Origin of the sequence: Burkholderia sp. AU45274 (genome assembly GCF_030482505.1) — a bacterium.
Classification (GTDB): domain Bacteria; phylum Pseudomonadota; class Gammaproteobacteria; order Burkholderiales; family Burkholderiaceae; genus Burkholderia.
Map to the genome: position 1 here is coordinate 460,360 of NZ_JAUJQE010000002.1, position 22,079 is coordinate 482,438.

The 22,079-nt window shown below is 68.6% G+C and carries 18 protein-coding genes; 9 read left to right on the top strand and 9 right to left on the bottom strand.

Annotation, left to right across the window (positions count from 1 at the left end; genetic code table 11):
- The first annotated feature begins 75 nt into the window (after positions 1 to 75).
- The 3 genes from QZM35_RS10935 to QZM35_RS10945 are packed head-to-tail and all read left to right on the top strand — an operon-like array spanning position 76 to position 2,977.
- Entirely contained in the window at positions 76 to 1,236 is a 1,161-nt protein-coding gene (locus QZM35_RS10935) for an ABC transporter ATP-binding protein (RefSeq protein ID WP_089425521.1), read from the top strand.
- Positions 1,233 to 2,159: an ABC transporter permease subunit gene (locus QZM35_RS10940; RefSeq protein WP_089425520.1), complete on the top strand. Its 927-nt coding sequence runs from the start codon at positions 1,233 to 1,235 to the stop codon at positions 2,157 to 2,159. Before QZM35_RS10935 ends, QZM35_RS10940 begins: the two co-directional genes overlap by 4 nt.
- Complete coding sequence (locus QZM35_RS10945; RefSeq protein ID WP_089431135.1) at positions 2,156 to 2,977, top strand: ABC transporter permease subunit; 822 nt, start codon at positions 2,156 to 2,158, stop codon at positions 2,975 to 2,977. Before QZM35_RS10940 ends, QZM35_RS10945 begins: the two co-directional genes overlap by 4 nt.
- A 178-nt stretch (positions 2,978 to 3,155) precedes the next feature.
- On the opposite strand, the gene QZM35_RS10950 is transcribed toward QZM35_RS10945, so the two are convergent.
- From QZM35_RS10950 to QZM35_RS10960, 3 genes are read right to left on the bottom strand one after another with little or no spacing between them, the layout of a single operon-like run.
- Positions 3,156 to 3,962 (bottom strand): sulfite exporter TauE/SafE family protein, encoded by an 807-nt coding sequence (locus QZM35_RS10950; RefSeq protein WP_301775893.1) that lies wholly within the window; start codon positions 3,960 to 3,962, stop codon positions 3,156 to 3,158.
- Positions 3,963 to 3,980: 18 nt separating this feature from the next.
- Positions 3,981 to 5,648 (bottom strand): bifunctional protein tyrosine phosphatase family protein/NAD(P)/FAD-dependent oxidoreductase, encoded by a 1,668-nt coding sequence (locus QZM35_RS10955; RefSeq protein ID WP_301775894.1) that lies wholly within the window; start codon positions 5,646 to 5,648, stop codon positions 3,981 to 3,983.
- A gap of 31 nt (positions 5,649 to 5,679) precedes the next feature.
- A complete protein-coding gene (locus tag QZM35_RS10960; protein ID WP_301775895.1) occupies positions 5,680 to 6,564 on the bottom strand; it encodes an MBL fold metallo-hydrolase in 885 nt (294 codons plus the stop codon).
- Positions 6,565 to 6,812: 248 nt separating this feature from the next.
- On the opposite strand from QZM35_RS10960, the gene QZM35_RS10965 reads away from it, so the two are divergent.
- From QZM35_RS10965 to QZM35_RS10975, 3 genes are all read left to right on the top strand, one after another.
- Positions 6,813 to 8,204, top strand: coding sequence for a sigma-54-dependent Fis family transcriptional regulator (locus QZM35_RS10965; RefSeq protein WP_301775896.1), 1,392 nt, complete (start codon positions 6,813 to 6,815; stop codon positions 8,202 to 8,204).
- A 229-nt stretch (positions 8,205 to 8,433) separates the two neighbouring features.
- Positions 8,434 to 8,997 carry a DUF2975 domain-containing protein gene (locus QZM35_RS10970; protein WP_089425514.1) on the top strand — a complete coding sequence of 188 codons (564 nt, stop codon included), beginning with the start codon at positions 8,434 to 8,436 and terminating at the stop codon, positions 8,995 to 8,997.
- Between the two features lie 8 nt (positions 8,998 to 9,005).
- A complete protein-coding gene (locus QZM35_RS10975; protein WP_027787308.1) occupies positions 9,006 to 9,230 on the top strand; it encodes a helix-turn-helix transcriptional regulator in 225 nt (74 codons plus the stop codon).
- A gap of 159 nt (positions 9,231 to 9,389) precedes the next feature.
- On the opposite strand, the gene QZM35_RS10980 is transcribed toward QZM35_RS10975, so the two are convergent.
- The 4 genes from QZM35_RS10980 to QZM35_RS10995 all read right to left on the bottom strand — a co-directional run bounded on the left by QZM35_RS10980 (position 9,390) and on the right by QZM35_RS10995 (position 16,366).
- On the bottom strand, positions 9,390 to 10,418 hold the full coding sequence (locus QZM35_RS10980) for a MerR family transcriptional regulator (protein WP_301775897.1): 1,029 nt from the start codon (positions 10,416 to 10,418) through the stop codon (positions 9,390 to 9,392).
- 118 nt (positions 10,419 to 10,536) lie between these two features.
- The gene (locus QZM35_RS10985) at positions 10,537 to 12,111 is read right to left on the bottom strand and encodes an efflux transporter outer membrane subunit (protein WP_301775898.1); all 1,575 of its coding nucleotides are present in this window, start codon (positions 12,109 to 12,111) and stop codon (positions 10,537 to 10,539) included.
- A gap of 2 nt (positions 12,112 to 12,113) precedes the next feature.
- Complete coding sequence (locus QZM35_RS10990; protein ID WP_301775899.1) at positions 12,114 to 15,260, bottom strand: efflux RND transporter permease subunit; 3,147 nt, start codon at positions 15,258 to 15,260, stop codon at positions 12,114 to 12,116.
- The gene (locus QZM35_RS10995) at positions 15,257 to 16,366 is read right to left on the bottom strand and encodes an efflux RND transporter periplasmic adaptor subunit (RefSeq protein ID WP_089425510.1); all 1,110 of its coding nucleotides are present in this window, start codon (positions 16,364 to 16,366) and stop codon (positions 15,257 to 15,259) included. Before QZM35_RS10995 ends, QZM35_RS10990 begins: the two co-directional genes overlap by 4 nt.
- 186 nt (positions 16,367 to 16,552) lie before the next feature.
- Here QZM35_RS10995 and QZM35_RS11000 point away from each other — a divergent pair, with 186 nt between their 5' ends.
- The gene (locus QZM35_RS11000) at positions 16,553 to 17,173 is read left to right on the top strand and encodes a TetR/AcrR family transcriptional regulator (protein ID WP_089425509.1); all 621 of its coding nucleotides are present in this window, start codon (positions 16,553 to 16,555) and stop codon (positions 17,171 to 17,173) included.
- Between the two features lie 54 nt (positions 17,174 to 17,227).
- Here the strand turns inward: QZM35_RS11000 and QZM35_RS11005 are convergent, their stop codons facing one another.
- Positions 17,228 to 18,961 carry a ClcB-like voltage-gated chloride channel protein gene (locus tag QZM35_RS11005; protein WP_218828874.1) on the bottom strand — a complete coding sequence of 578 codons (1,734 nt, stop codon included), beginning with the start codon at positions 18,959 to 18,961 and terminating at the stop codon, positions 17,228 to 17,230.
- Between the two features lie 103 nt (positions 18,962 to 19,064).
- Positions 19,065 to 20,132, bottom strand: coding sequence for a YeiH family protein (locus QZM35_RS11010; RefSeq protein ID WP_089425506.1), 1,068 nt, complete (start codon positions 20,130 to 20,132; stop codon positions 19,065 to 19,067).
- Between the two features lie 112 nt (positions 20,133 to 20,244).
- Here QZM35_RS11010 and QZM35_RS11015 point away from each other — a divergent pair, with 112 nt between their 5' ends.
- Positions 20,245 to 21,138 carry a LysR family transcriptional regulator gene (locus tag QZM35_RS11015; protein WP_089425505.1) on the top strand — a complete coding sequence of 298 codons (894 nt, stop codon included), beginning with the start codon at positions 20,245 to 20,247 and terminating at the stop codon, positions 21,136 to 21,138.
- 160 nt (positions 21,139 to 21,298) lie between these two features.
- Positions 21,299 to 22,063, top strand: a complete 765-nt coding sequence (locus QZM35_RS11020) for a TIM barrel protein (RefSeq protein ID WP_089425504.1) — start codon at positions 21,299 to 21,301, stop codon at positions 22,061 to 22,063.
- Positions 22,064 to 22,079: the final 16 nt, after the last annotated feature.

Sequence of the window (22,079 nt, forward strand, 5' to 3'; positions counted from 1 at the left end):
TGTTCCCGGCAGTCATGAAGCCCCTGGTGCCCCCGGGGGCTTTGTTCGTTCAACGCAGGAGAGAAGCAGCACATCATGAATAGCCAGTCGGGTGCGCCGGTCGCGGGCGCGCCGTCCTCCGTTTCCTCCTCCGGCGCCGATGCGCGCGCCGAGACCTTTGTCCAGATCGTCGACGTCGTCAAGAAATTCGGCGACACCGAAGCCGTGCGCAGCGTCAACCTGACCGTGCGCCAGGGCGAGCTGTTCGCGCTGCTCGGCAGCTCGGGCTGCGGCAAGTCGACGTTGCTGCGGATGCTCGCGGGCCTCGAGACGGTCACGTCGGGCAAGATCCTGATCGACGGCGAGGACCTCGCGCAGATGCCGCCGTACAAGCGGCCCGTGAACATGATGTTCCAGTCGTATGCGCTGTTCCCGCACATGTCGGTCGAGTCGAACGTCGCGTTCGGTCTCAAGCAGGAAGGCACGCCGAAGGCCGAGCTGAAGGAGCGCGTCGCTTCGGCGCTCGAACTCGTGCAGATGAGCAAGTACGCGAAGCGCAAGCCGCATCAGCTGTCCGGCGGCCAGCAGCAGCGCGTCGCGCTCGCGCGCTCGCTGGTCAAGCGGCCGAAGCTGCTGCTGCTCGACGAGCCGATGTCCGCGCTCGACAAGCAGATCCGCCAGCGCACGCAGATCGAGCTCGTCAACATCCTGAACAAGGTCGGCGTCACCTGCATCATGGTCACGCACGACCAGGAAGAGGCGATGACGATGGCCAATCGCCTCGCGGTGATGAGCGAAGGGCAGATCGTGCAGATCGGCTCGCCGAACGAGGTGTACGAATATCCGAACAGCCGCTTCTCGGCCGAATTCATCGGCTCGACGAACCTGTTCGACGGCGTGACCGTCGAGGACGAACCCGACCACGTGTATATCGAATCGCCGGAGCTGCCGAGCCGGCTGTACGTGAGCCACGGGATCTCGGGCCCGCTCGGGATGCCGGTCACCGTGTCGGTGCGCCCCGAACGGATCGCGCTCACGCGCAAGCCGCCCGAAGGCGCGTTCAACTGGGCGCGCGGCCGGATCAGCAACGTCGCCTACATGGGCGGCTACTCGCTGTATCACGTGAAGCTCGACGGCGGCAAGACGGTGATCGCGAACGTGTCGAGCCTCGCGATTTCGGAGCTCGAGACGCCGGCACTCGGCGACGAGATCTACGTGCGCTGGAGCGCGACGGCCGGCGTGGTGCTGACGTCATGACCGCGTTCAAGTCCCTGCTCGAGTGGCCGGTGCGGCGCTTCAACCTGACGGGCGCCACGGCGGTCGTGGCGGGCCCGTTCACGTGGCTCGTGCTGTTCTTCCTCGTGCCGTTCGTGCTGGTCGTCAAGATCAGTTTCGCGGAGCTGCAGCTCGGCATCCCGCCGTACACGGAGCTCGCGTCGTACGCGGACGGCGTCGTGCACGTCGCGCTGAACCTGTCGCACTACGCGTTCCTGTTCACGGACAGCCTGTATTTCGCGACCTACGTGAACTCGGTGTGGGTGGCCGCGATCACGACGCTGCTGTGTCTGCTGATCGGCTATCCGATGGCGTACTACATCGCGCGCTCGAACCCGGCGACCCGCAACCTGCTGATGATGGGCGTGATGCTGCCGTTCTGGACATCGTTCCTGATCCGCGTGTACGCGTGGATCGGCATCCTGAAGAACAACGGGCTGCTGAACAACTTCCTGATGTGGATCGGGCTCACGCATACGCCGATCGAGCTGTATCGCACCAACTACGCGGTGTACATCGGGATGGTCTATTCGTACCTGCCGTTCCTCGTGATGCCGCTCTACGCCCACCTCGTGAAGATGGACCTGCGCCTGCTCGAAGCCGCGTACGACCTCGGCGCCAAGCCGTGGAAGGCATTCGTGCAGATCACGCTGCCGCTGTCGAAGAACGGGATCATCGCGGGCTGCCTGCTCGTGTTCATCCCGGCGGTCGGCGAGTACGTGATTCCCGAACTGCTCGGCGGCGCGAACACGCTGATGATCGGCCGCGTGATGTGGAATGAGTTCTTCAACAACGCAGACTGGCCGATGGCGTCGGCGGTGACCTGCGCGATGGTGCTGCTGCTGCTCGTGCCGATGGCGATGTTCCAGCACTTCCAGGCGAAGGAGCAGGGAGGCCGCCGATGAAGCCGAATCGTTACCTGCAGTTCGCGGCGCTGTTTGCCGGCTTCGCGTTCCTGTACATCCCGATCATCAGCCTGATCGTCTATTCGTTCAACGAGTCGAAGCTCGTCACCGTGTGGTCGGGCTTCTCGTTCCGCTGGTACGCGGCGCTCGTCGAGGACGACGAGCTGCTGACGGCCGCGTGGCTGTCGCTGAAGATCGGCGTGCTGACCGCGTTCGCGTCGGTGTTCATCGGCACGTGGGCCGGCTTCGTGCTCGCGCGGATGGGACGCTTTCGCGGTTTCGCGCTGTTCAGCGGGATGATCAACGCGCCGCTCGTGATTCCCGAGGTGATCCAGGGGATCTCGCTGCTGCTGCTGTTCATCGAGCTGGCGAAGTGGATCGGCTGGCCGGCCGAGCGCGGCGTGTTCACGATCTGGCTCGGCCACGTGATGCTGTGCATCTCGTACGTCGCGATCATCGTGCAGTCACGCGTGCGCGAGCTGAACCCGTCGCTGGAAGAAGCCGCGCTCGATCTCGGTGCGACGCCGCTGAAGGTGTTCTTCACGATCACGCTGCCGCTGATTTCGCAGGCGTTGATCGCGGGCTGGCTGCTGTCGTTCACGCTGTCGATCGACGACCTCGTGCTGTCGGCGTTCCTGTCGGGCCCCGGCTCGACGACGCTGCCGCTCGTGGTGTTCTCGCGTGTGCGGCTGGGCTTGAACCCGGAGATGAACGCGCTCGCGACGCTGTTCATCGTCGCGGTGACGGCCGGCGTCGTGATCGCGAACTTCGTGATGCTGCGCCAGGAACGCAAGCGGATGGCGGGGTTCGCGGCCTGACGTTCGGGTTGCGATCGCTGCTGTAAAAAAACGCCCGGTGCCGACGACGAGTCGGGCCGGGCGTTTTGTTTGGGTGGCGCCGCGTATGGATCGGTGCCGGTCTATACGCGATTGCGACAGATGAACGGCATCGTAGACGGGACGCGGGTTCGATTCCCGCGCCCGGTCGCGCGCCGGCTTACACGCCGAACGCCGCCTTCGCCAGCAGCCCGAGCGCGACGCATACGAGCACGGCAGCGAACCCGGCCTGCACGTGCCGCGCGGCGAGGTGGCGCGACGCGCCACGACCGGCGGCCATGCCGAGCGCGGTCGCGACGGTGAACCACAGCGTCACGTCGAGCGGTGCGCGCGTGCCCGACACGAGCGTCGCGAACACGCCGCCGGTGCCGACGAGCGCGATCACCATCAGCGACGTCGCGACGACACCGTGCATCGACACGTTCGTGAACTTGCGCAGCATCGGCACGATCACGAAGCCGCCGCCGACACCGAGCAGCCCCGTCATCAGGCCCGTCATCGCGCCGGTCGACGCCAGCGCGACGCCGACCGGCCAGGACCACACGAGCCGGCCCGTATCGGGATTCACGCGGCCGACGCACAGCGGCGACGCTTCCGCGTCGACCGGCGCGTGTCGCAGCGCCTGCCGCAACAGGCGGCCGGCGACGACCAGCATCGTCAGCGCGAACAGCGCGAGCAGCAGGCGTTGCGGCAGCACGTGCGCGAGCCGCACGCCGAGCGTGGTCAGCGGCACGCCGGCCACGGCCATCAGCAGCGCCGCGCGATAGCGCACGAGCCCGCGGCGGAAACCTTCGAGCGCGCCGAGCGCGGCGCTGCCGGCCACCGCGACGAGCGCGACGGGCGTGGCCTGCTGCATCGGCCAGCTCATGCCGACGACCAGCGCCGGCACCGCGAGGATGCCGCCGCCGGCGCCGGTCAGGCCGAGCACGGCACCGACGAAACCGCCCAGGACGAGGGAAATCAGCATGGCGTCAGCGCGCTCCGGTCAACGTGCGATCGCGGGCTTCGCGAGCCATTCGCGGCCCTTGAGCATCGCCTTCCAGTAGAGCGGCGGCAGCACGCGCTCCTTGAGCAGCCAGGCGAGCCGCGACGGGCGCTTGCCGTCGATCAGCCACGCGGGGAAGGTCGGCGCGACCTTGCCGCCGTACAGGAATTCGGCGAGCACGATCTTGCCGCGTTCGACGGTGAGCGGGCACGAGCCGTAGCCGTCGTAAGCGGCGTCGCCCTGCGCGCGGCCGAGCGACGCGAGCAGGTTGTGCGCGACGACGGGCGCCTGCTTGCGGGCGGCCGCGGCCGTTTTCGCGTTGGTCGTGTTGGTCGCGTCGCCGAGCGCGTAGATGTCCGGGAACTGCCGGTGCCGCAGCGTCGCCGGATCGACGTCGATCCAGCCGGCCGCGTCGGCGAGCGGGCTCGAACGCACGAAGTCGGGCGCCTTGTGCGGCGGCACGACATGGATCATGTCGAACGAACGCACGACGGTTTCCTTGCCGCCGTCCGGCAGCGCGCGCGCGAACGTCGCACGGCGTGCGGGCCCGTCGATCGACACGAGGTTGTGGCCGAACGACAGCGCGATGTCGTAGCTTTTCACGTACTCCATCAGCGCGGGCACGTAGTCGGGGACGCCGAACAGTGCGCCGCCCGCATTCAGGAACTCGACGTTCGCGGCTTCCAGGCGGCCGGAACGCCGCCAGTGGTCGCACGACAGGTACATCGCCTTCTGCGGCGCGCCCGCGCACTTGATCGGCATCGGCGGCTGCGTGAAGAGGGCGTTGCCGCCGCGGAACGCGCGAACGAGTTCCCACGTGTACGGCGCGAGATCGTAGCGGTAGTTGGACGTGACGCCGTTGCGGCCGAGCGTGTCGGCGAGGCCGTCGATCGCGTGCCAGTCGAGCTTGAGCCCCGGGCACACGACGAGCTTGCGATAGCCGATGCGGCGGCAGCCGTCGAGCACGACCGTGTGCGCGTCGGGCTCGAAGCCCGCGACGGCGGCCTGGATCCGGTGCACGCCGCGCGGCAGCACGTCGGTCATCCGGCGCGCGGTGGTCTCGGGCCGAAACACGCCCGCGCCGACCATCGTCCAGCCCGGCTGGTAGTAGTGGACGTCGGCCGGATCGATCACCGCGATGTCGAGCGATGCGTCACGCGCGAGTAGGCTCGATGCAACCGCGATGCCTGCTGCGCCCGCGCCGACGATCACGATGTCGTGCCGCGCGTCGACCGCCGGTGCCGCCAGCCTGCCGCCTTGCGCGACGCGTGAGGCGATCGCGTGCAGGTCGTAGCCGGCCGCAGCGGCCGTCGCGACGATGTCGTTCAGCGGACGCAGGCCGGCTTGCGACAGCGCCCACAGCGTGGCCGAACGCGTGCCGCTGCGGCAGTACGCGAGCACCGGGCCTTCAAGCGACGCGACGAGCGCGCCGAATTGTGCGGCCTGGTCGTCGGTCACCTTGCCCGTATCGACCGGCAGGTAATGCACGTCGATGCCGAGCGGCGCGGCGGCCGTGCGGATCTCGGTGACGGTCGGCTGGTCGGGGCCTTCGCCGTCGGGGCGGTTGCAGATGATCGCGCGGATGCCGGCCGCGTGAAGCGCGGGCAGGTCGGCCGCCGCGATCTGCGGCGAGACCGACAGCGCGTCGGTCAGCTTGCGGATGGTCATGTCAGGGGTCTCCGGATGGGGGGCGTGTCGCTCAGATCGCGTCGAGCGGGATCTTCAGGTAGCGCACGCCGTTGTCTTCGGGCTCGGGCAGGTGGCCGGCGCGCATGTTGACCTGCACGGACGGCAGCATCAGCACGGGCATCGCGAGCGTGGCGTCGCGCGCGGTGCGCATCGCGACGAAATCGTCCTCGGTCACGCCGTCCTTCACGTGCACGTTCGCGTGGCGCTGCTCGGCCACGGTCGTCACGAACTGCACGTCGCGGCCACCCGGCTGGTAGTCGTGGCACAGGTACAGGCGCGTGTCGGGCGGCAGGCGGAGCACGCGCGCGATCGAGCGGTACAGCGTGCGTGCGTCGCCGCCCGGGAAGTCGCAGCGCGCCGTGCCGTAGTCGGGCATGAACAGCGTGTCGCCGACGAAGGCCGCGCGCTGCGTCGCGTCGTCGACGCAGTAGGTCATGCACGCGGGCGTGTGGCCGGGCGTATGCAGCGCGCGGATCGTCAGCGCGCCGAGCGCGAGCGTGTCGCCGTCGTCGAGCAGCCGGTCGAACTGGCGGCCGTCCTGCGCGAAGCCGGGCCCCGCGTTGAACAGCGTGCCGAACACGTGCTGCACGCGGCGCACGTGCGAACCGATCGCGATCCGGCCGCCGACGTGTTCCTTCAGGTACGGCGCGGCCGACAGGTGGTCGGCGTGCACATGGGTTTCCAGCAGCCAGTGCACGTCCGCGCCAAGTTCGGCGACGCGGGCGATCAGCCGGTCGGCGCTGGCCGTGTGCGTGCGGCCGGATTTCGGGTCGTAGTCGAGCACGCTGTCGATCAGCGCGCACGCACGGCTCGCGGTATCGAGCAGCAGATAGCTGACGGTGTGGGTCGCCGGGTCGAAAAAGCCTTCGACCGACAGCGTGGTGGCATCGCTCACGGGGTGTCCTCGATCGGGTTCTGCATCTGCAATCGGGATGGGTCACTCAAGAAGCGTGCCAGCGTGCGCCGACGCACCGGCCGATCCGCCAGGGATTTGATTCGGCTCGGGTTTTCGGGGCGGTTGCAGCGATGCGCGGGTGTTGGCGGCACCCGGCTGCGGCTTCTGACTGCCATGTTTGGCAGTGTCGTGGCAGAATTGGCAGTCTGCCTGGCAGTTCGTCAGGCTGCCTTTCACCGAGCGTCCGCATGAATCCGCACGACACCATCCCGATCGTCCCCGCGCCGCGCCACGACGTCATGCCCGACGTGCGCGCGCTCGTCGCGTATCTCGAGCAGGATCCGCAGCCGATGATCGTCGTCGATCCCGACTACCGCATCCTCGCGGCGAACGATGCGTACCGGCGCCAGTTCGGCGTCGCCGGCGTCGAGCACGTGGGCCGGCACTGCTTCGAGGTCTCGCATCACTACGACGTGCCGTGCGACCAGGCCGGCGAGCATTGCCCGATGAAGCAGGCGCTCGAATCGCGCGGGCTGAACCGCGTGCTGCACATCCACCACACGCCGCGCGGCCCCGAGCACGTCGACGTCGAATTGCGGCCGATCTTCGATGCGCACGGCAACGTGATCGCGTACGTCGAGCGGCTGACGACGGTGCGCAGCGCGTCCGCGCAGCCGAGCGCGGAAGGGCTCGTCGGCGGCGCCGACGCGTTCAATGCGGCGCTCGGCGCATTGCAGCGCGTGGCGCCCTCGATGCTGCCGGTGCTGCTGCTCGGCGAATCGGGCACCGGCAAGGAGCTGTTCGCCCGTGCGCTGCACGAGGCGAGCGATCGCGCGATGGGGCCGTTCGTCGTCGTCGATTGCTCGGGGATCGCCGAGACGCTGTTCGAGAGCGAACTGTTCGGCTACGAGAAGGGTGCGTTCACGGGGGCGAACCAACGCAAGCCGGGCCTCGTCGAGACTGCGCAGGGCGGCACGCTGTTTCTCGACGAGATCGGCGACGTGCCGCTGCCGATGCAGGTGAAGCTGCTGCGGCTGATCGAGTCGGGCACGTTCCGCCGCGTCGGCGGCGTCGAGGCGCTGCGCGCGGATTTCCGGCTGGTCGCGGCGACGCACAAGCCGCTGCGCGAGATGATCGACGACGGCCGGTTCCGGCAGGATCTCTACTACCGGATCAACGCGTTTCCGATTCCGTTGCCGGCACTGCGCGACCGGCGCGGGGACGTCGCGCTGCTGGCCGAGTCGATCCTGCGGCGGATCGCGAACGCGCGTGCCGGCGCGGGCGACGCGGGCGCGCGGCCGTTCGCGGCCCGGCCGTTCGTGCTGACCGAGCGCGCGCGTGCGTGTCTCGATGCGTATGCGTGGCCGGGCAACATCCGCGAGCTGCGCAACGTGCTCGAACGCGCGTGCCTGTTCGCGGACGACGGGACGATCCGCGTCGAGCATCTGCCGGCCGAGCTGGTTGTCGCATCGGCGGTGCCGCAGGAGGGGGCGGCTGGTGTGCTGACGGATGCCGAACTCGTGCGGATCGCGAGCGGGTTCGCCGGCACGCGCAAGGCACTGGCCGAACGGACGGGAATGAGCGAGCGGACGCTGTACCGCCGCCTGAAGGCGCTCGGGCTCGGGTCGCGCGGTGGGTGAGCGGGGTGCAATGGCGGCGCGATGTGCCCATGCGGATAATGGCGCGTTCGATCCGGGGGCGTCTTCGTTCATGATCGGCGGGCGCGACGGTGCGTGCGACGCGCGCCTGTCGAGGTGAGTCGAACATGCCATGCGATAAAAAATCATTCCAGAGCAACGATTAATTATCGTTTTACGATAATTATCAGTGTACACTCGACACACGTTCATTCCCCGTCGAGGACTTCACATGCATTCCGATCGCATTGCCCGTATCAGCCAGCGCATGGCTGCCGTCACGCTGTCGTTGATCGTCGGCCTGTTGGTGCTTAACGCAGCGTTCTGGGCCTTTCCGTCGTTGATCCTGATGCGTACCGGGCCCGGGTTTGCATTCGGCTTGTCCGACTCGGTGATCTCCAACCTGAACGTCGACGTCGCTGCGTTCCCGTGGTGGCAGAAGGTCGGCGGCTTTCTGTTGTCGGGCGTACCGCTCGTCGCGCTTGCGAACGGCCTGCGTCACCTGCGTCTGCTGTTCCGCACGTATGCGCACCGCGACTACTTCTCCGCGCAAGCGGCCGGCCATCTCGGCAAGACCGGGCGCGGGATCGGCCTGTGGGTATTGCTGAGCGTACTGTGCGAACCGCTCCTCAGTATGTGGGCGACGATGCTCGAACCGGTCGGCCAGCGCATGGTCAGCATCGGCTTCGGTCTGCCGTACGTCGTCGCGCTGTTCACCGCGGCCTGCATTGCCGTGATCGCACATATCCTCCGGCAGGCGAGTACGCTCGACGCCGAGCATCGCCAGTTCGTCTGAGGCGCGCCATGTCGATCGTGGTCAAGCTCGATGTGATGCTCGCGACGCGCAAGGTCCGCTCGAAGGATCTCGCGGCAGCCGTCGGCATCACCGAACAGAATCTGTCGCTGCTCAAGCAAGGGAAGGTCAAGGGCATCCGTTTCGCGACGCTCGAGGCGATCTGCCGCTATCTCGACTGCCAGCCCGGCGACCTGCTCGCGTTCAGCGATGACGGCGTCGGCGAGCCGGACTGACACGTCTCAACCGCCAGGTGCCGAAGTAGCGGGGCGCCGCAGGTCGTGCGTCGTCGCGCTGGCCGTGCGTTGCGCGCGGGCTGCAAATGGTGAAGCGGGCGGCACGCGGGAAACCCGCGTGCCGCCCGCACCGTCATGCGCTCAACGCGCTCGACGTGTTCATCGCGCTGGCGCAAGCTGCGCCATCGCGTCCCGCACGAAGCCGATCAACGTATCGTCGATCCACGAATCCTTCGTCAGCGACGGCTCGTTCGTCATCGCGTGGCGGAATTTCGCATGCGTGGCCGGATCGTTGCCCGCATAGCTGCAGAACAGCGTGAGCCAGCGCTGCGCGAGCGCGCGGCCTTCCGGTGAATCCGGCCGAGCGCCCGCATCGATCGCGTCGCGCACGTCGCCCATCAGTTGCGGCCATGCCATCGCGCTTTCACCATAGTGCGCCCGCATGAAGCGGATCTCGTCCGGCGCGAGATACTTCTCGAAGATCCGCATCTTGGTTTCCGACGACGCGCGCAGCACATAGTCGCGCAGCGCGGTCGAAATGCCGATCTTCGACTGCATCGCCGGTTCGTGTTCGTGCATCAGGTTCAGCTTCGCCAGCAGCCGTGGATCGCCGTTCGTGTCGCGCACGAGCAGCGCCATCCAGCGGCTGGCGAGCGCACGGGTGCGTTCGTCCTCGGCGGGCACGCCCGCGTCGTGCAGCGCACGCACCTCGTCGACGAGTGCGATCCATTCGGCGTCGCCCGCCTGGCTCTTCTGGTACATCGGCAGGCGCGCGAGTTCTTCCTCGGAAAAGTATTTGACGTACACGGTCATCAACTCCAGTGTGGTGAGCCAATCGGCCAGCTCCGGCTCCGTGCCCGCGGCGAGCTGCGCATGCAGGTTCACGAGCCGCTCGCGCAGCTGCGTGGTCTGCGCGAGCTGACGGTCGAGCAGCGCGATCTGCTTCGCGACGATCTCGACGAGCGGCGTGTCGGGCTGGTTCAGGTGGTCGCCGATTTCGGTGAGCGACAGGCCGAAGCGACGCAGCGCCTGGATCTGGTGGAGCCGGGCGATGTCGTGGCGGTCGTACAGCCGGTAGCCGTTGTCGGCGCGCGCCGAAGGCGTCAGCAGACCGATCGCGTGATAGTGATGAAGCGTGCGGACGGTCAGCCCGCTGCGTTTCGCCAGTTCTCCCACTTTCAGTCGCATTCGTTCCTCCATTCGGGTCGCACACTGGAGTCTCGAACGTTACGCTACGTGAGGGTCAAGCGGAAGATCGGAAATCGGGTACGCGGCGGGATTCCGCGCACCCGATGGCAGGGCCGGCTTATTGTGGAGCAGGCGGCGAAGGCGGGGTGTCGGCGCCGGCGGCGCGCGCTTGCTGGCCGGTGGCGGACGCGTCGGCCGCCTTGTCGGTCTTGCCGGACTGGCCGGTCTTGTCGACCGGCGGCGTGCCCATCGCCTGGTAAAGCCGCGCGGTATCCGCGAACCGCGCGCCGGTCGCGCGGATCTCGTCGAGCCGTGCGTTGCGATACTGCAGCTCGCTGGCGCGCGCGGCCGACGGCGGCAGCGCGCCGAGCCGCACGCGGGCCGCCGCGTCGTCGTACGCGCCGCGCGCGGACAGCGCGGCACGGGACGACGCGTCGAGCGCCTCCGCATCGTGCTCGAGCGCGGCGAGCGAATCGGCGACGTTCTGGAATGCGCCGAGCACGGCCTGCTTGTACTGGTCGACGGCGGCCTCGTAGGTCGCCTTCGCCGCGCGGCGCTGCGCGAGCAGCGCGCCGCCATGGAAGATCGGCTGGCTCAGCGACGCGCCGACGTTCCAGATCGCGCCGGCGCCCGACAGCATCGTCGGCCAGCTGAAGCCGCCTTTGCCCATCGCGGCCGACAGCGACAGCTGCGGGAACATCTGCGCGGTCGCGAGGCCCACTTCGGCCGCGGCCGCCTTCAGCCCCGCGTCGGCCGCCTGGATGTCCGGGCGGCTTTGCAGCAGGTCCGACGGCACGACGACGGGCACCTGCTCGGGCAGGTGCAGGTCGGCGAGCGTGAGATCGGCTGGCGGCTGGTCAGGCGTGCGGCCGACCAGCACCGCGAGCGCATGGCGCGCCGAGTCGCGCTGCTGGCGCAGCGCGGGCAGGCTCGCCGCGAACGTGTCGGCGCTTTGCCGCGCGTTCAGCGCGTCGCTGCGCGAGGTGGAACCAAGCGCGTAGCGGCGTTCGGCATCGTGCGCCTGGTCGTTGGCGAGCGCGACCAGCCGCTCGGTCGTGTTGATCTGCGCATTCAGCACCGACACCGTGATCGACGCGGTGACGATGTTCGCGGCCAGCGCGCGCCGTGCGGATTCGAGCTGGAACGCGCTGACGTCGACGCGGCGCGCCAGCGCGCGGTTCGCGAAACGCGACGCGCCGAACAGGTCGATCGTGTAGCTCGCCTGCAGCTGCCCGACGAACGTGTCGTACAGCAGCGTTGGCGCGCCGAGCGCGGGAATCGGCACGCCGAGCGCACGCTGGCGCGTGGCCTGGCCGCCCGCGTCGATCGACGGCAGCATCGAGCTGCCGATCTGCCCGCGCAACTGTTCGCGCGCGGCATCGAGCGAGTGGGATGCCGCGCTCAACGTCGGGCTGTTGCGCAGCCCTTCGTCGACGAGCGCGTTCAGCGCGTCGGAGCGGTACTGTTTCCACCAGTCGGGCACCGGTTGCGCGCCGACCTCGAACTGCTGCGTGACGCCTTGCGCGGACACGGTCTGCTGGACTTGCGGCGTGGCGCCATAGTGCGCGGGCGACGGCATCGCGGGCGGCTCGCCGCTCGGCGCGAACCAGGCGCAGCCCGCGAGCGGGCCGGCGAGGCCCGCCACCGCGAGTGCCCGCACGGCGTGTGTTTTCAGGTTCATCGATCGATCCATGGTCAGACTCCCGACGGCGCGGCAGGCGTGCCGCCAGGCGGCGGGCCGTCATGCGGGTCGCGTTCGTCGTGCTTCACGCGGAACCACGTCGCATACAGCGCGGGCAGGTAGAACAGCGTCAGCACGGTCGCGCTCGTTATGCCGCCCATCAGCGCGGTCGCCATCGGCCCGAAGAAGTTCGAGCGCAGCAGCGGGATCAGCGCGAGCACGGCGGCCGCGGCCGTCAGCGTGATCGGGCGGAAGCGCCGCACGGTCGCGCCGATGATCGCGTCGATGCGGCGGTGGCCGACCGCGATGTCCTGCTCGATCTGGTCGACGAGGATCACCGAGTTGCGCATGATGATCCCGAACATCGCGATCACGCCGAGCATCGCGACGAAGCCGAACGGCTGGCCGAACAGCAGCAGCGTCGCGACCACGCCGATCAGCCCGAGCGGCGCGGTCAGCACGACCATCAGCACGCGCGAGAAGCTCTGCAGCTGGATCATCAGCAGCGTGAACACGGCGATCGCCATCAGCGGCATCTGCGCATTGATCGACTTCTGCGCCTTCGCGCTTTCTTCGACCGAGCCGCCGATGTTGATCTGATAGCCGACCGGCAGTTGCGCGCGCAACGTGTTCAGCTTCGCGTCGACCGCATGGGTGACGTCGATGCCCTGCGCGCCGGCGCGCACGTCCGACTGCACGGTGATGGTCGGCTGGCGGTCGCGCTCCCACACGACGCCGTATTCGAGCGTCGGCTTGAAGCGGCCGAGCGAGCCGAGCGGCACGGGGCCGTTCGGGGTCGGCAGCGCGAGGCCGGCGAGCTTGCCCGGATCGACACGATCGGCCCGCGGCGCGCGCAGGTCGACCGCGATCAGCTTGTCGCGCTCGCGGTACTGCGTGACGGTCGTGCCAGACAGCGTCATCGCGAGGAAGCTCGACACGTCCTGCGACGTGACGTTCAGCTCGCGCGCCTTCTTCTGGTCGATCTCGAAGCGCACCGAGCGCTCGGCCGGCTCGTCCCAGTCGAACTGCACGTTGACGGTGCGTGCGTCGCCGCGCATCGTCGCCGCGACCTTCTCCGCGATCGAGCGGACCGTCGCGATGCTGTCGCCGCTCACGCGGAACTGCACCGGATAGCCGACCGGCGGGCCGTTCTCGAGCCGCGACAGCCGCGAGCGCACGGCCGGGAACTGCTCGCGCAACGTGGTTTCGAGCCAGGTCGCGAGCTTTTCGCGGTCCTTCACCGATTTCGCGGTGATCACGAACTGCGCGAAGTTCGGCAACTGAAGCTGCTGGTCGAGCGGCAGGTAGAAGCGCGGCGCGCCGCTGCCGACGAAGTTCACCGAATGATCGATCTCGGGGCGCTTGTCGATCACTTTCTCGAGCCGTTCGGTCTCGCGCAGCGTCGCCGCGAACGACGCGCCTTCGGGCAGCCGCAGGTCGACCAGCAGCTCGGGGCGATCGGAGCTCGGGAAGAACTGCTGCGGCACGAGCGTGAAGCCCATCAGCGCGACGACGAACAGCGCGCCCGTGATCAACAGCACGACGAAGCGCCGTTCGATGCACCAGTCGATCCAGCCGCGCAGACGCCGGTAGAAACGCGTGTCGTAGATGTCGTGCTCGTGGTCGTCGGGCAGGTGCGCTTCATGCGCTTGCCGCTTGCGCTCGGGCAGCAGGTGGAAGCCGAGCAGCGGGATCAGCACGACCGCCGCGAACCACGACGCGATCAGTGCGATCGCAGACACCTCGAAGATCGAGCGCGTGTATTCGCCGGTGCTCGATTTCGCGAGCGCGATCGGCAGGAAGCCCGACACGGTGACGAGCGTGCCCGTCAGCATCGGGAACGCGGTGCTCGTATAGGCGAATGCGGCGGCGCGGGCGCGGGTGTAGCCCTGTTCGAGCTTCACGGCCATCATCTCGACCGCGATGATCGCGTCGTCGACGAGCAGCCCGAGCGCGAGCACGAGCGTGCCGAGCGACACCTTGTGCAGCCCGATGTCGAACAGGTACATGAAGAGAGCGGTGACCGCGAGCACCACGGGAATCGAGATCACGACCACCATCCCGGTGCGCAGGCCGAGCGACACGAGGCTCACCACCAGCACGATCGCGACGGCTTCCGCGACGGCTTCGAGGAAGTCGTCGACCGAATGCGCGACCGCATGCGGCATGCTCGATACCAGCGTCAGCTTGAGGCCGGCCGGCAGTTGCGCCTGCAGGTCCTTCGATTCGGCGTCGAGCGCCTTGCCGAGCCGGATCACGTCGCCGCCCGGCTGCATCGTGACGCCGATGCCGAGCACCGCCTTGCCGCCGGCGCGCATCTGCGTGACGGCCGGATCGTCGTAGCCGCGCTTCACCGTCGCGAGATCGCCGAGCCGGAACGTGCGGCCGTTGATGCGGATCAGCGTGTCGGCGATCGCGTCGACGTTGTCGAACTGGCCGCTCGGCCGCACGAACACACGGTCGTCGCTGGTCGTCAGCGTGCCGGCCGACGAGATGTCGTTTTGCGCGTTGATCGCCTGCCCGAGCTGCTGCGGCGAGATGCCGAGGCGCGTGAGCTGCGCGTTGTTGACCTCGATGAAGATCCGCTGGTCGGGGTCGCCGAAATAGTCGACCTTGCCGACACCCGGCACGCGCAGCAGCACGGTGCGCAGCTGGTCGGCGTAATCGTGGAGCTGCGCCGGCGTGAAGCCGTCGCCTTCGAGCGTCCAGATGTTGGTGTAGACGTCGCCGAATTCGTCGTTGAAGAACGGGCCCTGCACGCCGGGCGGCAGCGTATAGCCGATGTCGCCGACCTTTTTGCGGATCTGGTACCAGGTTTCCGGCACGTCCTTCACGGGCGCCGAATCCTTCATCGTGAAGAAGATCAGCGATTCGCCGGGGCGCGAATAGCTGCGCAGGAAGTCGATGGCCGGCGTTTCCTGCAGCTTGCGGCCGATCCGGTCGGTGACCTGTTCCTGCACCTGCCGCGCGGTCGCGCCGGGCCAGAACGTGCGGATCACCATCACGCGGAACGTGAACGGCGGGTCTTCGGGTTGCGCGAGGCGGGTGTAGGCAAGGATGCCCGCGAGCGTCGCGAGCGCGATCAGGTAGACGACCAGCGCCTGGTGGCGCAGCGCCCACGCCGACAGGTTGAAGCGGCCTTCTTCGTAGGAAACGCTCACGATGCGAAGTCCTCCGGATGCAGCGGCGCGATCGCGCGGACCTTTTCGCCCGCGCTGACCGTGTGCACGCCCTGCAGCACGACGCGTTCGCCGGGCTGTAGCCCGTGCGACACCGTCACCGTGCGCTCGTTGAAGCGCGCGACGTCGACGCGGCGCAGCTCGAGCGTGTCGTCCTTCGTGCGCACGACCCACACGGCCGGCTGCTGGCCGTCGTGGAACAGCGCGGTCGCGGGCAGCGTGATCGACTGCGCGTCGCCGGCGGCCGGTGCGCCGTCGAACGCGACGCTGGCCGTCATCCCGAGCCGGATCGCCGGATCGGGTGCGGCGAGCGTGAGCTTCACGCGATACGTGCGGCTTTGCGGATCGGCGGCCGGTGCGATTTCGCGCACCTTCGCGGCGAACGGGCGGCCCGGCAGCGACGGCAGCGTGACGGTGGCCGCGTGGCCCGGCGTGAGCGATGCAAGCGCGGCCTCGGGCACGTCGCTGACGACGTCGACGTCGCCGGACCACGCGAGCTGGTAGACGGCCTGGCCGGCCGACACGTTCTGGCCGGTGTCGGCCTGTTCGGCGGTGATATAGCCCGCGTGGTCGGCGACGAGCGTCGCGTAGCGGAGCTGGTTCTTCGCGAGCGCGAGCTGTTGCTGCGCCTGGTCGCGCTGCGCGAGCGCCGACGTGTAGCTGTTCTCGGTCTGCTCGAGCTGCGCGGTCGCGATCAGGTTTTCGCGCGCCTGCGCGCGATCGCGGTCGAGCTGCTGCTTCGCGAACGCGAGGCTGTGCGTCGCGGCATCGAGTTGCGCCTGCGCGCTCGCGGCGTTCTTCTCGACGTCGGACGGATCGAGCAGCGCGACGACCTGGCCGACCTTGACCGTATCGCCGAGGCGCACCTTGCGCTCGATGATCTTGCCGGCGATGCGGAACGAAAGCGGGGTGGCGTAGCGCGGCTGGATCTCGCCGGGGAGCGTGCGGGCGACGGCAGCGTCGTCGGCATGGGCGGGCAGCGCGACGACGGGGCGCGGGGCGGGCGGCGCGGATTCTTTCGGATGACAGGCGGCGACGACGAGCGCGGCGCCGACCAGCAGCGCGACGCGGGAACCGGAGCGATTCACGAAACCCCCAGATGAGGTGAGAGCGAGAGCGGAACGAAGCCGGCAAGCGCGGCGGGCGCTTGCCCCGAGCGGCGCCGGCACGGGCGTGCGGACACCATCTTTCAGAAACTGTGGCGAATTCTAATACACACCTGTATCTGAATGCAAAGATGAATCCGAAAGGTAAAGGGTGCTAGACTGCGCGCCATGAAACCACAGCGCTTAACTCGCGAGCAGAGCAGGGACCAGACGCGCGAACGTCTGCTGATTGCCGCGCACCGTATTTTTCTGAAGAAAGGTTTTGTCGCCGCGAGCGTCGAGGACATCGCGGCGGCGGCCGGCTATACGCGCGGCGCGTTCTACTCGAATTTCCGCAGCAAGTCCGACCTGCTGCTGGCATTGCTGGAGCGCAATCACGCGGAGGTGCAGGCCGACTTCCAGGCGATCTTCGACGGGGGCGGCACGCGCGAGCAGATGGAGTCGATGTCGCTCGCGTATTACCGGACGCTGTTTCAGGACGACGAGTATTCGCTGCTGTGGGGCGAGGCGAAGCTGCAGGCCGCGCGCGACGCGAAATTCCGCGTTCGGTTCAACCAGTTCCTGCATGGCAAGCGCCTGCAGATGGCCGAGTTCATCCGGCGCTTCTCCGAGCGTGCGGGCACGCCGCTGCTGCTGCCGGCGGAGACGCTGGCGTTCGGGCTGATGTGCCTGTGCGACGGCGTGCAGTCGTACTACTCGGCCGATCCGCAGCACGTGTCGGCCGAGGTGGCCGAGTCGGTGCTGGCGGGGTTCTTCGCGCGCGTGGTGCTTGGGCGCGCGCCGGACTGAGCGGGCTCCGGCCTCGGGCCGCCTTCGTCACGCTGCCGGCGACGAACCGCCCGGTCAGCGCTCGCCGGTCATCCGCCGGTACGCATCGAGCAGCGACGTCTTGTAGACGACCCCGGCGAGCGTCGGCTCGGCTTCGCTTTCGATCACCGGCAGGCGTTCGCCCTGGAACGCCATGAACCGTTCGAGCGCGGTGGCGAGCGGCATGTCGGGCGTGAGCAGCGGAAACGGCGTGTGCACATAGTGCGCGGCCGTCTTGTCGGCCGTGTCGCGCTTGTCGAGCAGGTCCGACGTGATGTCCTTCAGCGCGACCGCGCCGCGAAAGCGCCCGGCGTCGTCGGTCACGTACAGATACTTCACCGGATATTCGAGGAACACGCGCGTCATGTCGGCGACGCTCGCGGTGAGCGGCACGACCGTCTGCGCGGGCTGGATCAGCTCGCGCATCTGCGTGGTGCGGATCCGGCTGCGTTCCTCGGCATCCTGGTGGTGGTGCAGCGTGATCTCGTACATCGACGTCGTGCCGGTCGCGCGCGCGACGAAGTACGCGAACACGCAGGACACCAGCAGCGGCAGCACGACCTGGTAGCTGAGCGTCATCTCGAAGATCATCAGGATCGCCATCAGCGGCGCCTGCGTGGCGCCCGTCAGGAACGCGCCCATCCCGACGATCGCGTATGCGAAGTACGCCGACGTGTGGCCGGGCCACACGGCTTGCATCGCGAGTCCGAACAGCGAGCCGAACACCGCGCCGACGAACAGCGTCGGCGTGAACACCCCGCCGATCGCGCCGGAGCCGACGGTGGCGGAGGTCGCGATCACCTTGAACACGAGCACCGCGACGAGTGCCTGCCAGGTCCACGGCGAATGGAGGATGAGGTTCACCACGCTGTAGCCGTTGCCCCACACGTCCGGCACCCAGACCGAGATCACGCCGACGACGAGGCCGCCGAGCGCGAGCCGCACGGGCAGCGGCACGGGCAGCCGCTTGAACCGGTTCTTCGACGCATCGAGCAGGTGCAGGAACTGCGGCGCGAGCACGCCGCACAGCGCGCCGAGCACGACGAACAGCAGCACTTCGGGGCCGGTGACGGCCGGAAACACCGGCATCTCGTACGGCGGCCGGTAGCCGGCGAATTCGCGCATCACGATGTTCGCGACGACCGACGAGACGATCATCGGCCCGAGACTTTCCATGGCGATGCCGCCGAGCACGATCTCCGACACGAAGAAGGCGCCGGCGATCGGCGCGTTGTACGCGGACGTGATGCCGGCTGCCGCCCCGCAGGCGACCAGCAGGCGCAGGCGCGGCGGGTCGAAGTGCACGAAGCGGCCGACCAGCGACGCGGCGAGCGCCGCGAGCTGCACCATCGGGCCTTCGCGGCCGATCGAGCCGCCGCTGCCGATCGTCAGCAGCGACGACACGCTGCGCCACAGGCTCTGGCGGACCGGCACGATGCCGTTGCCGAGCGCGACCGATTCCATGTAGTCGGTCTTGGCGGCCTGCTTGGCGCCGCGGGTCGCGAGCAGCAGCACGCAGCCGGCGAGGAAGCCGCCCGCGGCCGGCATCCAGAACCGCACGTACCACGGCAGGCGCTTGGCCATCTGCACGAAGCTGCCGCTTTGCCCGGAGATCAGGTGCTGCATCAGGTCGATGCCTTCGCGGAACGCCATCGTGGCAAAGGCGCCGCCGACGCCGACGATGGCCGACCAGATCAGCATCGTATGGGCGTCCGACAGGCGGAACAGCGTTTGGGCGCGAGTGCGCAGCTTCAGCAGGAACGAGAGCACGGCTGAAAGAGGGCGATGGAAAACGACGCGAAGCATAGCACTGCGCCGCGCCCGCGGGACCTTCCCGTCGGGCGCGGCGTGCGAAGTGTCACGGGCGGGCAACTCAGCCAAGCCAGTGCTGCACGGCCCAGGTGATCCCGTAGCCGCCGGCGATCAGCCACACATACAGGATCAGGCCGGTCATCAGTGCCCGGGGGCCGGCTGCGCGGATCTGCGCGACGCGGGTTTCGATGCCGAGCGCGGTCATGGCCATCGTCAGCGCGAAGGTGTCGAGCACGTTCAGCGTGTGCGTGACGTCGGCGGGCAGCACGTTCAGCGAGTTGACGATCACGAAGCCGAGGAAGCCGAGTGCGAACCAGGGCACGGCCACCTTCCGCTTGCCGTGCGCGCCGCCGGCAGTGGCGCGTGCCGAGCGGGCCAGCCACCCGCCGAGCACCAGCAGCACCGGCACCAGCAGCATCACGCGGGTCATCTTGACGATCGTCGCGATGTGCGCGACCTGCGGGCTGATGTCACTCGCCGCGCCGACCACCTGCGCGACCTCGTGGATCGTGCCGCCGAAGAACAGGCCGAGGCCGGCCGGATCGAGGTTCAGCAGCCCGGCGTGATACGCGATCGGGTACAGGAACATCGACAGCGTGCCGAACAGCACGACGCTGCCCACGGCCATCGCGCTCTGGTGCGGCTTCGACTGCAGCGTCGATTCGAACGCGAGCACGGCGGCCGCGCCGCAGATCGCGCTGCCGGCGGCGGTCAGCAGCGCGGAATCGCGGTCGAGCTTCATGATCTTCATGCCGGCCCAGGTGCCGATCACGAGCGTGCTGACGACGACCAGCACCGACACCGTCAGGCCCGGCAGCCCGACCTGCGCGATTTCCTGCAGGCTCACGCGCAACCCGAAGAACGCGACCGCGATGCGCAGCAGCTTGCGCGCGGAGAAATTGACGCCGGCCGCCCAGCTGGCCGGCATGCCGTCGCGCAGCGCGTTGCCGTACAACGCGCCTGCGACGATGCCGACGATCAGCGGCGACAGGCCGAGCCCCGCGATCGCGGGAAGCTGGGACAGGCTCGTGACGGCGGCGGCGAACAGCGCGACGAACAGCACGCCGTTCAACTGGCCGCGCATCGACGGCGCGGCGGGGCTGAGATGGGGAGTCGGAGCAGTGGACATGGAAGCACCGTGATGGAGCGTGTGGCGATGCTGTAATCCTAATTTCGTTATATCGATATGAAAAATTGTGATTTGTGACATAAACTATCCGGAAAGCCGATAATTTATCCCCATGACCCCGGATCAACTGATAACGTTCGCCGCCGTCGCCGAGCACCTGAACATCAGCCACGCCGCCGTGGCGCTGCATCTGTCGCAGCCGGCCGTGTCGGGCCAGTTGCGGCTGCTGCAGGATGAATTCGGCGAGCCGCTGTACCAGCGCGAAGGCCGCGGCATCCGCCTGACCCCGGTCGGCGAGCAGCTCGCGCAGTACGCGAAGGCGCAGCGCGACACCTTCGCGCAGGCGCGGGCGTTTCGTGACGCGGTACGCGGCCTCGAGGCCGGCACGCTGCGCATCGGCGCGAGCACGACGCCCGCGAGTTACCTGTTGCCGTACCTGATCGCGGCGTTCCAGCCGCGCGCGCCGCGCGTGGCGATCCAGACGATGAGCGGCAACACGGCCGACGTGGTCGCGGCGCTGCCGTCGCTCGATATCGCGATGATCGAAGGGCCGCCCGGCGAGGCACTGCCGCCTGGCACCGCGGTGCACGCGTGGCGCGAGGACGAGATCGTGGCGATCGTGCCGACCGGTCATCCGCTGGCGGCGCCCGAATACGCGTCGGGGGTCACGCTCGACGCGCTGGCCGCCCACCCGCTCGTGCTGCGCGAGGCGGGTTCCGCCGTGCGGCAACTCGTCGAGCGCGCGTTCGCGCAAGGCGCGGCGCCGATGCGCGTCGCGTTCGAGATCGCCGGCGTCGAGGCCGTGAAGGAAGCCGTGCGGGCCGGGATGGGTGTCGGGTTCGTATCGGCGATGTCGCTGCGTCACGACGATGCCGCGCTCGTCCTGCGCTCGCTCGCGCCCAAGCCGCTCATCCGTCACTTTTCCATCCTCGTGCCGCACGGCGGTGCGCCGTCGCGGGTCGCCGCCCAATTCCTCGAAATGAGCCTCGCGCACGACAGCGCCTGAGCGAACGAACCCGGCCCGGGAACGTGCGTTGCGCGCCGTCGGGCGCGCGTTCGCGCCGTGCACCGTCTTAGGGATTTCCTCTATGGCGTGGGCCCGGAGCGAAGCGCACCATCCGTCTCAAGCAAATGGAACCGGTTCCATTCCGGTGAAAAAGGGCAACATGACAGACATCGTGATCGTGGCGAGCGCATTCGGGATGGACCGCGTGCGTCAGGAGGGCCACAGCGCATTCATCGCGACCGCGGCGGCAGCCGGCGCGACCGGCTTCGAGGTGCGGCGTGAACTGTTCGCGTCGGAAGAGGCGGCCGCGCCTGGCGCGCTGGCCGCGCTCGGCGCGCAACTGGCCGGCCACGGACTGTGGTCGGTGTTCTCGACGCCGGCCAACCTGTACACGGAAACGGGCGCGCTCGATGCGGACGCATTGCGCAGCGCGCTCGTCGAAGCCGACGCGCTCGGCGCGCGCTTCGTGAAATTCCAGCTCGGCGGCTTCGCCGGCGATGCGCACGCGGCCGAGATCGTCGCGCTGTCGCGCGGCGCGCGGGCCCGCGTGGTGGTCGAGAACGGCCAGCTTCCGGTCGGCGGCGCGCTTGCGCAGTTCCGCGGGCTGTTCGACGCACTGGCCGCGGCGGGCGTGCCCGATGCGCTCGGGATGACCTTCGACATCGGCAACTGGCAGTGGCCGGGCGAAGCGCCGCTTGATTGCGCGCAAGTGCTCGCGCCGCATGTGGAATACATTCACTGCAAGGCAGTCGCGGGCGAGGGCGCGCGCCGCTTCGCCACCGCGCCGGCCCCGAACGATCCGCTCGTGACCGGCGTGCTCGCGGTGCTGCCGCAGCACGCGCCGCGCGGCATCGAGTTCCCGTTCGACGCGTCCGACCTGGCGGGCGATGCATGCCGGCGCGTTGCGTGGCTCGCCACGGCGTGACGGCGGAAGGATCCTG

Excerpts from the sequence above, each read along its gene's own strand:
- QZM35_RS10935 (WP_089425521.1), top strand. The coding sequence starts at position 76 with ATGAATAGCCAGTCGGGTGCGCCGGTCGCGGGCGCGCCGTCCTCCGTT.
- QZM35_RS10940 (WP_089425520.1), top strand. The coding sequence starts at position 1,233 with ATGACCGCGTTCAAGTCCCTGCTCGAGTGGCCGGTGCGGCGCTTCAAC.
- QZM35_RS10945 (WP_089431135.1), top strand. The coding sequence starts at position 2,156 with ATGAAGCCGAATCGTTACCTGCAGTTCGCGGCGCTGTTTGCCGGCTTC.
- QZM35_RS10950 (WP_301775893.1), bottom strand. The coding sequence starts at position 3,962 with ATGCTGATTTCCCTCGTCCTGGGCGGTTTCGTCGGTGCCGTGCTCGGC.
- QZM35_RS10955 (WP_301775894.1), bottom strand. The coding sequence starts at position 5,648 with ATGACCATCCGCAAGCTGACCGACGCGCTGTCGGTCTCGCCGCAGATC.
- QZM35_RS10965 (WP_301775896.1), top strand. The coding sequence starts at position 6,813 with ATGAATCCGCACGACACCATCCCGATCGTCCCCGCGCCGCGCCACGAC.
- QZM35_RS10970 (WP_089425514.1), top strand. The coding sequence starts at position 8,434 with ATGCATTCCGATCGCATTGCCCGTATCAGCCAGCGCATGGCTGCCGTC.
- QZM35_RS10975 (WP_027787308.1), top strand. The coding sequence starts at position 9,006 with ATGTCGATCGTGGTCAAGCTCGATGTGATGCTCGCGACGCGCAAGGTC.
- QZM35_RS10980 (WP_301775897.1), bottom strand. The coding sequence starts at position 10,418 with ATGCGACTGAAAGTGGGAGAACTGGCGAAACGCAGCGGGCTGACCGTC.
- QZM35_RS10985 (WP_301775898.1), bottom strand. The coding sequence starts at position 12,111 with ATGGATCGATCGATGAACCTGAAAACACACGCCGTGCGGGCACTCGCG.
- QZM35_RS11000 (WP_089425509.1), top strand. The coding sequence starts at position 16,553 with ATGAAACCACAGCGCTTAACTCGCGAGCAGAGCAGGGACCAGACGCGC.
- QZM35_RS11010 (WP_089425506.1), bottom strand. The coding sequence starts at position 20,132 with ATGTCCACTGCTCCGACTCCCCATCTCAGCCCCGCCGCGCCGTCGATG.
- QZM35_RS11015 (WP_089425505.1), top strand. The coding sequence starts at position 20,245 with ATGACCCCGGATCAACTGATAACGTTCGCCGCCGTCGCCGAGCACCTG.
- QZM35_RS11020 (WP_089425504.1), top strand. The coding sequence starts at position 21,299 with ATGACAGACATCGTGATCGTGGCGAGCGCATTCGGGATGGACCGCGTG.